General features: G+C 65.3%; 11 protein-coding genes. 2 read left to right on the plus strand and 9 right to left on the minus strand.

Annotated elements, in window-relative coordinates:
* Positions 1-5: 5 nt before the first annotated feature.
* The 9 genes from VOM14_RS26905 to VOM14_RS26945 all read right to left on the minus strand — a co-directional run bounded on the left by VOM14_RS26905 (position 6) and on the right by VOM14_RS26945 (position 8,937).
* Positions 6-2,342, minus strand: coding sequence for a xanthine dehydrogenase family protein molybdopterin-binding subunit (locus VOM14_RS26905; RefSeq protein ID WP_327631774.1), 2,337 nt, complete (start codon positions 2,340-2,342; stop codon positions 6-8).
* Positions 2,339-2,860 (minus strand): (2Fe-2S)-binding protein, encoded by a 522-nt coding sequence (locus VOM14_RS26910; protein ID WP_327631775.1) that lies wholly within the window; start codon positions 2,858-2,860, stop codon positions 2,339-2,341. Before VOM14_RS26910 ends, VOM14_RS26905 begins: the two co-directional genes overlap by 4 nt.
* 63 nt (positions 2,861-2,923) lie before the next feature.
* Positions 2,924-3,391: an SRPBCC family protein gene (locus VOM14_RS26915; RefSeq protein ID WP_327631776.1), complete on the minus strand. Its 468-nt coding sequence runs from the start codon at positions 3,389-3,391 to the stop codon at positions 2,924-2,926.
* 32 nt (positions 3,392-3,423) lie between these two features.
* A complete protein-coding gene (locus VOM14_RS26920; RefSeq protein WP_327631777.1) occupies positions 3,424-4,242 on the minus strand; it encodes an FAD binding domain-containing protein in 819 nt (272 codons plus the stop codon).
* Between the two features lie 49 nt (positions 4,243-4,291).
* The gene (locus VOM14_RS26925; protein ID WP_327631778.1) at positions 4,292-5,059 is read right to left on the minus strand and encodes an alpha/beta fold hydrolase; all 768 of its coding nucleotides are present in this window, start codon (positions 5,057-5,059) and stop codon (positions 4,292-4,294) included.
* On the minus strand, positions 5,056-6,414 hold the full coding sequence (fahA, locus tag VOM14_RS26930; protein WP_327631779.1) for a fumarylacetoacetase: 1,359 nt from the start codon (positions 6,412-6,414) through the stop codon (positions 5,056-5,058). Before fahA ends, VOM14_RS26925 begins: the two co-directional genes overlap by 4 nt.
* Positions 6,411-6,944 (minus strand): VOC family protein, encoded by a 534-nt coding sequence (locus tag VOM14_RS26935; RefSeq protein ID WP_327631780.1) that lies wholly within the window; start codon positions 6,942-6,944, stop codon positions 6,411-6,413. The genes fahA and VOM14_RS26935 overlap by 4 nt, the downstream gene beginning before the upstream one ends.
* A 43-nt stretch (positions 6,945-6,987) precedes the next feature.
* Entirely contained in the window at positions 6,988-8,175 is a 1,188-nt protein-coding gene (locus VOM14_RS26940) for an FAD-dependent monooxygenase (RefSeq protein ID WP_327631781.1), read from the minus strand.
* Between the two features lie 183 nt (positions 8,176-8,358).
* Positions 8,359-8,937 (minus strand): UbiX family flavin prenyltransferase, encoded by a 579-nt coding sequence (locus tag VOM14_RS26945; RefSeq protein ID WP_327631782.1) that lies wholly within the window; start codon positions 8,935-8,937, stop codon positions 8,359-8,361.
* 293 nt (positions 8,938-9,230) lie between these two features.
* Between VOM14_RS26945 and VOM14_RS26950 the strand changes: the two genes are divergently transcribed.
* Positions 9,231-10,322, plus strand: coding sequence for a porin (locus VOM14_RS26950; RefSeq protein ID WP_327631783.1), 1,092 nt, complete (start codon positions 9,231-9,233; stop codon positions 10,320-10,322).
* 232 nt (positions 10,323-10,554) lie between these two features.
* Complete coding sequence (locus VOM14_RS26955; RefSeq protein WP_327631784.1) at positions 10,555-11,955, plus strand: MFS transporter; 1,401 nt, start codon at positions 10,555-10,557, stop codon at positions 11,953-11,955.

Below are 11,955 nucleotides of genomic sequence, written 5' to 3' on the forward strand. Positions count from 1 at the left end.
AGTCGTCAGGCCGCGTCGCGGTGGATGAATTCCCACACGACCTTCGGCGTGGCGGGCATCGCGAGTTCGTCGGTGCCGAACGCCTTGAGCGCGTCGGCGAGCGCGTTGAAGATGGTCGCCGTGGCCGGCGTGATGCCGCTCTCGCCGCCGCCTTTCACGCGCAGCGGATTGCCGTGCGTCGGGTCTTCGGTGAGTTCGAGGTTCAGCGTCGGAATCACGCCCGCGCGCGGCATGCCGTAATCCATGTACGAGCCGGTCAGCACCTGGCCCGTGTCGCGGTCGAGATAGCAGGTTTCCGAGAGCGCCTGGCCGATGCCCTGCGCGAGACCGCCGTGCACCTGGCCTTCGACGATGAGCGGATTGATCGGCTGGCCGACGTCGTCCACCGACGTGTAGTTCACGAGCGTGACCACGCCCGTGTCGGGATCGACTTCGAGTTCGCAGACCGCCGCGCCCGTGGGATGCGCGGGTACGCGCGCGTTCACCTCGGCTTCGGCATAGAGCTTGCGCGTGGCGGGCTCGCCAGGCAGGCCGTCGCGCGCGACGTGCGCCGCCACGTCGAAAAGCCCGATTTCACGCGACGAAGCCGGATCGCGAAACACGCCGTTCGCAAAGCTCACGCGCTCGGGCGCCACGTCGAGCCGCGCGGCGGCGGCGCGCGTGCCCTGCGCGACGATCTGCGCGGCCGCCTCGACGAGCAGCATGCCGCCAAGGCGCATCGAGCGGTCGGAATGACTGCCGCCGCCCACGCTCACGAACGCGGTGTCGCCGGTGCGCAGCGCGATGGAGTCGATCGGCGCGCCGAGATGCTGCGCGATGACCTGCGCGAACGTCGTTTCGTGGCCCTGACCGGTGGATTGCGTGCCTGACACGATGTCGATGCGGCCTTCCGGCAGCACGGTCAATTCGATGCGCTCGCGCGGCGCGCCCACCGGCGACTCGATATAGTTCGCGAGCCCGATGCCGCGCAGCAGGCCTTTTTCGCGCGAGGCCGCGCGGCGCGACTCGAAACCGTCCCATTGCGCGAGTTCGAGCGCGCGCGCCATGTTGCGCGCGAATTCGCCGCTGTCGTAGGTGAGGCCCATCGGGCTGCGATACGGCAGCTTGTCGCGCGCGACGAGGTTGCGCCGGCGAATCTCGGCGCGGTCGAGCTTCAGTTCGCCCGCCGCGAGATCGAGCATGCGCTCGATCACGTGCGTCGCTTCGGGGCGGCCCGCGCCGCGATACGGCGCGGTCGGCACGGTGTTCGTCAGCACGGCGCTGATGTGCACGGCAGCAACCGGCACGTCGTAGACGCTCGTCATGATGCGCGTGCCGTTCGACATCGGCACATACGAAACCGTATGGCCGCCGACATTGCCGATCCATTCGTTGTCGATGGCGAGAATGCGGCCGTCGTTCGCGAAGCCGAAAGTCGCGCGCACGATCTGGTCGCGGCCCTGGTAGTCGGAGAGAAACGCCTCGCTGCGATCGCTGGTCCATTTCACCGGCCGGCCGATGCGGCGCGCGGCCCACACCACGGCGAGCTGCTCGACGTAGATGAACGAGCGCGGACCAAAGCCGCCGCCCGTGTCGGGGCAGACCACGCGCACCGCCGCCGGCGGCACCTTGAGCGCGGCCGCGAGGCACAGCTTTTGGCGCACCGCGCCCTGGCTGCCCGAAATCAGCGTGTAGACGCCGCTTGCGCCGTCGAACACGCCGATCGCGCCGCGCGGCTCCATCTGGCAGTTCACCACGCGGCTGTGATGAAACTCGCGCGTGAGCACGAGCGGCGCCTCGGCGATGATGCGGCGCGCGGCCTCGCGATCGCCGATCTGCGTCTGGAAGCAGAGGTTGCGCGCCGCGCCTTCCCACAACTGCGGCGCGCCTTCCTGCATCGCGTCGGCGGCGTTGACGACGGCGTCGAGCACGTCGTAATCGACCTCGATCATTTCGCTCGCGTTGCGCGCGGCGAGCGCCGAGTCGGCGATCACCATCGCGATCGGCTCGCCCACGTAGCGCACGCGGTCGATCGGCAGCGGAATATGCAACTGGTTGAAGATCTCGCCGGTCAGCGAGCTTAGAAACGCCTTCTTCGTGGCGTCGACAGCATCGACGGGATTGGGCACGTGATCGACCCCCTGATAGCCGTCGTCGAGATAGTCCTGGCCGACGAGCACCGCGATCACGCCGGGCGCCTCGCGCGCGGCTGCGACATCGACCGAGCGCAGCGCGGCATGCGCGTGCGGCGAGCGCAGGAAAGCCGCATGGACCTGGCCTTCGATGTGGAAGTCGTCGGCGTACTGGCCGTTGCCGGTGACGAAGCGCCGGTCTTCAAGGCGCGCAAGCGGTTGGCCGATCATGGCTTGACGTCCTCCGTCGCGGGCTCGGCGAGCGCCGGATACATCTCGCGCGCCGCGTGACGCACGGCCTCGATGATGTTCACGTAGCCCGTGCAGCGGCAGATATTGCCTTCTAGCGCGTGGCAGATGCTCGCTTCGTCGAGCTTCGGCGTCTCGCGCAGATAGAAGCCGACCGACATGATCATGCCCGGCGTGCAGAAACCGCACTGCAAACCGTGGCACTGCACGAACGCGTTCTGCACCGGATGCAGCGGCGCAGCCGGGTTGTCGCCCGGATTCTCGCGCAGACCTTCGATCGTCTTGACCGTGCCGCCGCTCGCCTGCGCGGCCAGCACCGTGCACGACTTCACCGACACGCCGTCGAGATACACCGTGCACGCGCCGCACTGGCTCGTGTCGCAGCCGACGTGCGTGCCCGTGAGACGCAGCGTCTCGCGCAGGAATTCGACAAGCAGCATCTGGTCGGGCACCACGCGCCGCACCTCGGCGCCGTTCACCCGCAATTGGACTTCAGCCATGATTCACCTCTTTCTTGCCTGGACTTGCTGGACTTGCTGGACCGGTCGCGCCGACGGGCGCGCTCAGTCCGCGACGCTGGCGTTCGCCTGCGCGCTCATCGTTGCGTTGAAGCGCTTGAAGAACTCCGCCGCGAGCTTGTTCGCGACCGAAGTGACGAGGCGCGAGCCGATCTGCGCGAGCTTGCCGCCCACTTGCGCGTCGGCGACGTAGGTGAGGAGCGTGCCGCCTTCGTCGGCGTCGGCGAGCGTGACCGTCGCGGTCATCTTGCCGAAGCCCGCGATGCCGCCTTCGCCCGATCCGGCGATCTTGTAGCCGTTCGGGCCGTCGCGGTCCGACAGCAGCAGCGTGCCCTTGAAGCGCGCCTTCACGGGCCCGACCGATGCCACCACCACGGCCTTGTACTCGTCGTCGCTCTGCGCGACGAACTCCTCGCAGCCCGGCACGCATGCCTGCAACACGGCGGCGTCGTTCAAGCCTTTCCATACCTGCTCGCGCGTGGCGGCGATGGTCTGCGATCCGGTGAACTCCATACTTGTGTCTCCTGAAAACGGTTGAAGCAAAGTTAAGCGGACTGGCGCAACGGTTGCGCCAGCAGCGCCTGCAAGGCGCGGCGCGTGTAGGTTTCGATCAGATGGGCGCGATACGCGGCGGAGCCGTTGTCGTCGTCGGGCAGAGCGTCGGCGTCCATCTTCAGGGACGCGAGCGCGGCTTCCGAGAGATCGGCGGCGAGCGCGGCTTCGGCGTCGAACCAGCGGAACACCGAGGCGCCCGCGCCGGTCACGGCCACGCGAATCGCGTCGGCGAATTGCGCGATGAACACGCCGACCACGGCATAGCCCGAAGCCGGCTGGCGGAACTTCGCGTAGGCCGCGCGCAGCGGAACCGGATACTCGAAACCGATGACAAGCTCGCCCGGTTCGAGCGCGGTCTCGAACGTATCGACGAAGTAATCGTCGGCGGCAATGCGGCGTTGCGATGTGACGACTTGCGCGTCGAGTGCGAGCACGGCGCTTGGATAATCGGCGGCGGGGTCGTTGTTGGCGACCGAGCCGCCCATCGTGCCGCGATTGCGCACCTGCGGATCGGCGATCACGTTCGCGAGCTGCGCGAGCGCGGGAATCGCCGCCGCGACCACCGGCGAGGCGGCCACTTCCGCGTGCTTCGTGAGGGCGCCCACGCGCAGCACGCCGCCTTCGACACTCACGCCGCGCATCGTCTCGATACGCGTGAGATCGATCAGATGCGAAGGCGCGGCGAGCCGCTGCTTGAGCGTGGGGATCAGCGTCATGCCGCCCGAAAGCGGCCGCGCGTCCTCGTGCTCGCGCAGCCACGCGAGTGCGTCGTCGAGCGAGGACGCCCGGAGGTAGATGGTTTCGTACATGATGTCTCCTGCCGCCGCGCGCGCCGGACCTCGGCGCGCGCGGCGCGAATCAGGCCTCTTTCAGCCAGTTTTCCAGCGCCGTCGCGAGCGCGGCCGGCACTTCGTGCATCGGGTAATGCCCCGCGTTTCCGAGCGTGTCGAGCGTCGCGTTCGGATACCACGCGCGCCATGTGCGGTTCATCAGATCGGCGGTGATGGTCGGATCGTGTTCGCCGATGAAAAGCTTCACCGGCGTCGCATTGCCTTCGACCTGCGCCGAAAAATCGCTCGCGGCCCAGTGCGGCAGAAAGCCCGCGAACGCGTCGGCGCGCGAGAGCCGCTGCGACTCGCGCGCAAGATGCGCGCTGAAGCGGGACGTGAGGCGATTGCCGGTCGAGAAGGCGATGATCGCGGCGCGCCGCTCGACGTCGTCCACGGCCGCGCGAAACGCGGCGAGGCGCGTGTCGTCCATGCGCGAGCCGCACGCAGGCACGGCGCACACGCCGGCCATGCGTTCGATGCGTTCGGGCGCGGCGAGCAGCACGCGCTGGATCGCGACGCCGCCCATCGAATGTCCGATCAGGCTGAAGCGGTTCCAGCCGAGGTGGTCGGCGAGCGCGAGCACGTCCTGGGCGGCTTCCTCGAAGGTGAACGCGCCGTCGCGCTCTCGCGAGCGGCCATAGCCGCGATAGTCGAAGAAGACGTAGGTGAACGTATCGGTGTCGAGCGCGGGCGCGAGCGCGCGCCAGTCGTCGGCACTGCCGAACCAGCCGCTCATCGCGAGCACCTTGCGCGGGCCGTTGCCGACCTGCTCGTAACCATTGAGCGCTTGCGTCATGCCGTGAACTCCGCGTTGCCCGGCGCGAAGGTCAGCGCGAGCGCCGGCGCGATGCGCGCGCGGCATTCGCCGAAGCCGATCGGCACCGCGCCCGCTTTCGTCGCCCGCGCGCTCAAGCTGATTTCGTCGCCGTCTTCGAGCGCCGTGCGCGTTTCGCCGTTGGGCAAGCGCAGCGGATCGCGGCCCGCGTTCGTCAATTCGGTGATGCACGCGCGCGCCGCGTCGTCTGCGCCGGAAATCGTGCCGCTGCCGAGCAGATCGCCGGTGCGCAGATTGCAGCCATTGCTCGTGTGGTGCGCGACCATCTGCGCGAACGTCCAGTACAGATTGTCGAGATGCGTGTGCGTGATGCGCACGGCGTCGGCGCCGGAATCGCGCAGACGTTGTGTCGAGAGATGTGCGTACAGCTCCAGATACAGGCCGCCTTCCTGCTGATCGCGCGCGCCGTGCAGATGCGGCATGAGCGGCGGATCGTCGGCGGCGCGCGCGACGGGCGCCTTGCGGAATGGCGCGAGCGCCTCCGTGGTCACGATCCACGGCGACACGCTCGAATGAAAGCTCTTGCCGAGAAACGGCCCGAGTACTTGTTCGAACCACTGAATACTTTTCGCCGACCAGTCGTTGAGCAGCGAATAGCCGAAGATGTGCGCGTGCGCGTCGTCCACGGCGATGGGTTGCGTGAGCGTGTTGCCTTCGCCGATCCATGCCGCCAGCTCAAGTTCGAAATCGAGCGCGGGCGCGGGGCCGAACACGATCTGCCCGTTCGCGTCGCGATACTGGCCGTGCGGGCGACGCACCTCGCCGCCGCTCGCGCGCAGCGAGGAAGCACGGCCGTGATACGCGATCGGCAGCGATTTGAACGCGGGCGGCAGTGGATCGGCAAGACCCTTGTAGCGGCCGTGGCGTTCGGTGTGATGAAGCGACGTGAGAAAGTCGGTGTAGTCGCCGACTTCGCACGGCAGGCGCAGCGTGAGCGTGTCGAGGCGCGGCAGCAGCGCATCGACACGCTGTGCGACGCGCGAGCGCTGCGGCGCGTCGCTCTTGAGCAGATCGGAAAGCGCGGCGCGCAGCGCGCTTGCGTGGCGTGCCGGCATCGACATCAGGCGATTGAGCGTGCCCTCGGCGGCCGCTTCGCACGCGAGCGCGGCATCGCTGCCCGGCGCGAGCAGGCTGCTGTCGAGAAGCGCGCGCAAGTCGAGCACGTGTTCGCCGATCGCGACACCCGCGTGCACGACGCCGTCGCGCTCGAAAGCGCCGAACGGAAGGTTCTGGATCGGAAAATCGGTGTCGGGCAGATTCGCCGACTCGATCCAGCTATGACGCGCGGGATCGTGAGTGAGGTTAAGCGCGCTCATGCGGCGGGGGTCTCCGGTACGGCTTTGTGTCGTTCTTCGTTCCATGCGTCAAGTGCCGCACGCGCCTCTTTCCTGTACGTCGCGAGCGTTTCGGCCGGCGCGACCGGCACCGTCAATTCGAGGCGGAAACCGTTCGGGTCGAAGAAATAAATGGAGCGCACGAAATGATGGTCGGTGACGCCGAGCACTTCGATGCCGTGATCGACGAGACGCTGCTTCATCGTTTCGAGCGCGTCGAGCGTGGCGACGCGCAGCGCGATGTGATTGACCCACGGCGGCGTGTTCGGCGAAGGTTCGGCGGCCGTGTCGTCGCCGAGATCGAAGAACGCGATGTTGGAGCCGTCGGCCATTTCGAAGAACAGATGCACATACGGGCAGTATTCGCCCGTGCTCGGCACGCGGTCGAGGCGGATCAGATGAACCAGCGGCAGACCGAGGATGTCCTCGTAGAAATGGCGTGTTTCTTCGGCATTGCGGCAGCGCCACGCGAAGTGGTGCAGGCCGAGCACCGGCGACAGGGATTCGGGCATGCAGTGTCTCCTTGATGCGCGAGTAGATTAAGAACGCGCGCGCTCAGACTTCGACGGCGTCGACGTCGTATTCGAACAGCCAGTTGTAGCGCTCCTTCACACGCTCCTCGCTCCACTCGCGATTGACGTAGTCGGCCGCGCCTTCGGCATGCGCGAGGGCGGGATTGTGGAAGCGCTTCGTGTTGGCCGCCGAGCCGCGCACGATGCGCGCGGTGCGTTCGAGGCGCAACGCCTCGAAGCGTTCGAGCGCGCGCGACAGGTCGCTCTGATAACGCGCGAGACAGCGCGCGATCAGATAGCCGTCTTCGAGCGCCATGCCCGCGCCCTGCGCGAGGAACGGCAGCGTGGGGTGACACGCGTCGCCGAGCAGCGTGGCGTTGCCGGAGGTCCAGCGCGCCATCGGCTCGCGGATCATCAGCGCCCATTTGTACGGCACGTCGATCGCGGAGATCATCGTGCGCACGTCTTCGTGCCAGCCCGAGAAATCGGCAAGACATTCCTCGATCGTGCCGCGTTCCGACCACGATTCGACTTGCCAGCCGTCGCGCTCGACCGCGCCGACAAAGTTGATGAATTTGAGGTCGCGCAGCGGATAGTGGATCACGTGCGCGCCGGGGCCGACCCAGTTGGTGCCGAAAGGCGTGCGCAGATGCTCGGGCAACTTCGTGGCGTCGATCACGCCGCGCCAGGCCATCACGCCCGAATAGACGGGCTCGTCCGCGCCGAACAGAGCGCGGCGCACGCGCGAATGCACGCCATCCGCGCCGATCAGCAGATCCGCTTCGAACACGGCGCCCGAGACGGTTTGCACTTGGACCTTGCCGTTCTTCTGCACGATCGACTCGACCTTGTGATCGAGCTTGATGGCGTCGGCGCGAAAGGCGCGCACCGCATCGACGAGCGCTTCGTGCAGGTCCGCGCGATGCACGGTCAGGTAGGGGAATCCATACACTTCACGAGACGCCGCGCCGAGATCGAAGAGCGGCCAGGTCTGACCGCTGTTCCAGAGCCGCACGCGCTTGCCGGGCGGCTCGCATGCAAGGCCCTCGAGGCGTTCGCCGACACCGATCCGGTAGAGCACGCGCGTGGCGTTCGGGCTCAGTTGCACGCCGGCGCCGATCTCCCCGAGTGCCTTCGCCTGTTCAAGGATGGTGACGTCGAAGCCTTTTCTCAACAACGCGGCTCCTGCCGTCAGGCCGCCGATACCGGCCCCTGCAATGACGATTTTCATTCGACCTTTCGACCTCTTTCGTAATGGCGCTTCTCTTATCGAGAATATTTATCAATTCATCGATAAATCTTTTAAATATGGTTCTGTTTTAAAACGGAACCACTTTAAATCAACGCCAGCCGCTATAGAAGCAAAAGAATTCGAACGTCTTATCAGTGAATTTTGTTAATGCGCGGATGAATCTCACATACCCCAGCGATGCACCACCGAACTCTCGATACCGAAGAGATCGAGCACGCGCCCGAGCGTGTGATCGACCATGTCGTCGAGCGATTCCGGGTTCGCGTAGAATGCCGGGACCGGCGGATAGACGATCGCACCGGCTTCGGTCACGCTGGTCATGCTGCGCAGGTGGCCGAGGTGCAGCGGGGTTTCCCTCACCATCAGCACGAGGCGGCGGCGCTCCTTGAGCGTGACGTCGGCCGCGCGCGAAATCAGCCCGCTCGTCACGCCAGTGGCGATTTCCGAGAGCGTGCGGATCGAGCAGGGCGCGACGATCATGCCCATCACGGGGAACGATCCGCTTGAAATGGCCGCGCCGATATCGGTGTTGGGATAGGTGACGGTGGCGAGCGCGCGCACGTCGGCGACGCTGAACTGCGACTCGTGCGCGAGCGTGACCTGCGCGGAGCGGCTCATCACCAGATGCGACTCGATGTCGAGCTGCCTGAGCAACTGCAGCAGCCGAACACCGTAGACAACGCCCGAAGCGCCGCTGATGCCCACAATCAGGCGCCTGGGCCGGCCTGCGCTGAAATGCATTCGTGCTCTCCGTTTAAACGCTAACTGGTTTCGAATGCGGCGGATGTTAGCACGCGAATTCATTCTCCCGAATAGGTTATGAGCTTTTTTGGAATTAATGAGTAAAGACCCTGGCTGAGTATTCGGAATGTTCTATTGATTGATAAAAAATTCGCGATTCAAAACGCGAATTGAAGTGGTTAAACTCTGTCGGCATCGCGCTGTGGGGCGTGAAAGAGCGGCCCGAGGAGACGGCGCGATGCACGAAGCCGGCGCCGCGAGCGGCCGGCAAACGATAAAAACATTGGAGACATGTGTTGAAAACTCGTCTGCTCGTCGGCGGTTGCGCCGCGATCCTGGCTGGCCCGGTGTGGGCGCAGTCGTCTGTTTCGCTGTATGGCAGCATCGACGTCGGCGTCGACTTCGTATCGAACACGCAAGGCAAGCATCTGATTCAGGAGTCGGCCGGCAAGCGTCAACCCGATCGCTGGGGACTGTTGATCAAGGAAGGGCTGGGCGGCGGCAACACGGCGTTCGCGCGGCTCGAATCGGGATTTTCGTCCACCACGGGCGCGCAGATCAACCCGACCAGCTTCTTTAACCGCGAGGCTTATGTGGGCCTCTCGAACGATCGCTGGGGCTCGCTGAGCTTCGGCAACATCAACGACTATATCTATCAGTACGTGGGTCGCCTGAACAATTCCATTCCCGGCATTTCGTCGTTCTACACGCCCGGCAATCTTGACGGTCTCGCGAACACGCACGCGCTCAACAACGCCGTGAAGTACGAGACGGTCAGCTTCCACGGCATCCAGGCGGGCGTGATGGACGCGTTCGGCGATCAGGCGGGCAATTTCAGCGCGGGGCGGCAGTACAGCGTCGGCGCACAATATCTGGGCGGGCCGGTGAAGTTCGGCATAGCCTACACAATGTCGCATAACCGCACGGCGGATGTGTTCGGCACCTTCAGCCTGGGCTCGCTGCTCGGCCAGCCGCTGAAACAGGGCACGATGTTCAACGCGAGCCGCTACAGCACGCTGGCAGCGGGCGGCTCGGTGAAGATCGGCGACTTCACGCCGCACCTGACGTATTCGGGCGTGAAGCTGGAGAACAACAAAGGCGCGGCGACGCTGAACAACTACCAGGCGGGCGTGAACGTCAATCTGGGCGGCAAGGGCTTCTACTTCCTCGGTCTTTCGTGGGATCACTCGCTGTTTCAGGGCCTCACGATCAACCAGTACAACCTGTTCCTGACCGATTACCTCTCGAAGAGCACGCAGGTGTACGCGGGCGTGGGCCTGCAACGCGCGTCGGGAAACGGCGCGCGCGCCGCGCAGTTCGGCTATCAGCCTTCGACGAGCGGCAGCCAGACGGTCGCGCGCATCGGCGTCAACCATATGTTCTGACGAAGCGGAGGCGCCATGCGTGCGATGAAATGAGAACGTAAAGCAGCGAACGCAGAACGGATTGTTCACTTATTTCGATCTCTTCATCGCTATTTTTTGATTGAGCCGCGCGGGACCGCCTTTTATATTGTGGCTCCGGCCGTGGCGCAGCCATGAGGAAAATTGAGGAGCAACAGCGCGAGCGGGCGCGCCACGGTGGCGCGTTCGTGCACGCGAGGTCAATGGGATAGACATGCAAGCAGACCGGACTTTCAACATCGCGACACTGGTAGAAGAGCAGAAGACGGGACGCTTCGCCGTCGGCCTGCTGTTCTGGTGTTTCCTGATCATGCTGATGGACGGCTACGATCAGACGGCCGTTTCCTTCGCGGCGCCCGCCATCATCAAGGACTGGCACGTCGCGCGCGGCGGCTTCGGCCCCGTGTTCGGCGCGGGCCTGTTCGGCACGCTGATCGGCTCGTTCATTTTCGGCTATCTCGGCGACCGGCTCGGGCGCAAGAAGGCCATTATCATCGGCAGCCTTTTCTTCGGGTTGCTGACGTACGCCTCCGTGTGGGCGAGCTCGCTCCAGGAACTGATGCTGCTGCGTTTTCTCGCCGGCATCGGCATGGGCGGCGTGGTGCCGAACTCGGTCGCGCTCGTCGCCGAATACGCGCCCAAACGGTTGCGCGCGACGTGGGTCACGCTCATGTTCTCGGGGTTTTCGATTGGCGCGGGCTCGGGCGGACTGGTTTCGTCGGCGCTCATTCATCGCTTCGGCTGGCCTGTGATGTTCGCCGTGGGCGGCGGCGGTTCGCTGCTCGTCGCCGTGCTGCTGATCTTCACGCTGCCGGAATCCGCGAAGCTGCTCATGATCCGGCAGCGCGATCCGCACATGCTGCACCGTCTCATGACGCGCCTGCGCCCCGAGCTGAACATTCCCGCCGACGCGCAGTTCGTCGCGGGCGAAGTGCGCGAGAAGAAGCACCGCTTCGTGTTGAGGCTGATCTTCTCCGACGGCCTCGCGGCGATCACGCCGCTGCTGTGGATCGTGTTCATCGCGAACTCGATGGCGCTCTATTTCCTGCAGAACTGGCTGCCCATTCTGATGGAAGGCATGGGTATCGATCCGCGGGGCGCGGGGCTCATCACGATGATGTTCTCGGTGGGCGGCGTGCTCGGCGGTCTGATTCTGTGCCGCTTCGTCGACAAGCACGGCGTGCTCGCGATCATTTCATTGCCCGTGATCGGCTTTCCGGTTGTCGCGCTGCTGGGTCACGGTTCGTCGCAAGCGTGGCTCATGCTCGCCGTGTTCGCCACGGGTTTTTGCGTGGTCGGCGCGCAATACGGCCTCTACGCGGTGGCGGGCATGATCTATCCGACCTCGTTCCGCTCGGCGGGCGTGGGAAGCGCGATATCGGTGGGTAAGATCGGCTCTGTGTCGGGGCCGATGATCGGCGGGCTGCTGCTGTCCATGCATCTGCCGATCACGCAGCTTTTTTACGCGGCTTCGCTGCTGTTCCTGATCGCGGCAATATTCTCCACGATCCTTGCGCTGCTTTATCGCGCGCGCTTCAGCGAAGCGCATGCGGAGGTCACCGCGCCGGAAGCAGCCGCCGATACAATGCAGCGTTCGTTGCTGCACGACTCGTAA

The organism is Paraburkholderia sp. MPAMCS5, from assembly GCF_036016995.1.
In the GTDB taxonomy this organism is placed as follows: domain Bacteria; phylum Pseudomonadota; class Gammaproteobacteria; order Burkholderiales; family Burkholderiaceae; genus Paraburkholderia.

Bases quoted from the DNA above. Each gene is read 5' to 3' on its own strand.
- VOM14_RS26925 (WP_327631778.1), bottom strand. From the start codon at position 5,059: ATGACGCAAGCGCTCAATGGTTACGAGCAGGTCGGCAACGGCCCGCGC.
- VOM14_RS26940 (WP_327631781.1), bottom strand. From the start codon at position 8,175: ATGAAAATCGTCATTGCAGGGGCCGGTATCGGCGGCCTGACGGCAGGA.
- VOM14_RS26920 (WP_327631777.1), bottom strand. From the start codon at position 4,242: ATGTACGAAACCATCTACCTCCGGGCGTCCTCGCTCGACGACGCACTC.
- VOM14_RS26945 (WP_327631782.1), bottom strand. From the start codon at position 8,937: ATGCATTTCAGCGCAGGCCGGCCCAGGCGCCTGATTGTGGGCATCAGC.
- VOM14_RS26915 (WP_327631776.1), bottom strand. From the start codon at position 3,391: ATGGAGTTCACCGGATCGCAGACCATCGCCGCCACGCGCGAGCAGGTA.
- VOM14_RS26955 (WP_327631784.1), top strand. From the start codon at position 10,555: ATGCAAGCAGACCGGACTTTCAACATCGCGACACTGGTAGAAGAGCAG.
- VOM14_RS26935 (WP_327631780.1), bottom strand. From the start codon at position 6,944: ATGCCCGAATCCCTGTCGCCGGTGCTCGGCCTGCACCACTTCGCGTGG.
- fahA (WP_327631779.1), bottom strand. From the start codon at position 6,414: ATGAGCGCGCTTAACCTCACTCACGATCCCGCGCGTCATAGCTGGATC.
- VOM14_RS26905 (WP_327631774.1), bottom strand. From the start codon at position 2,342: ATGATCGGCCAACCGCTTGCGCGCCTTGAAGACCGGCGCTTCGTCACC.
- VOM14_RS26910 (WP_327631775.1), bottom strand. From the start codon at position 2,860: ATGGCTGAAGTCCAATTGCGGGTGAACGGCGCCGAGGTGCGGCGCGTG.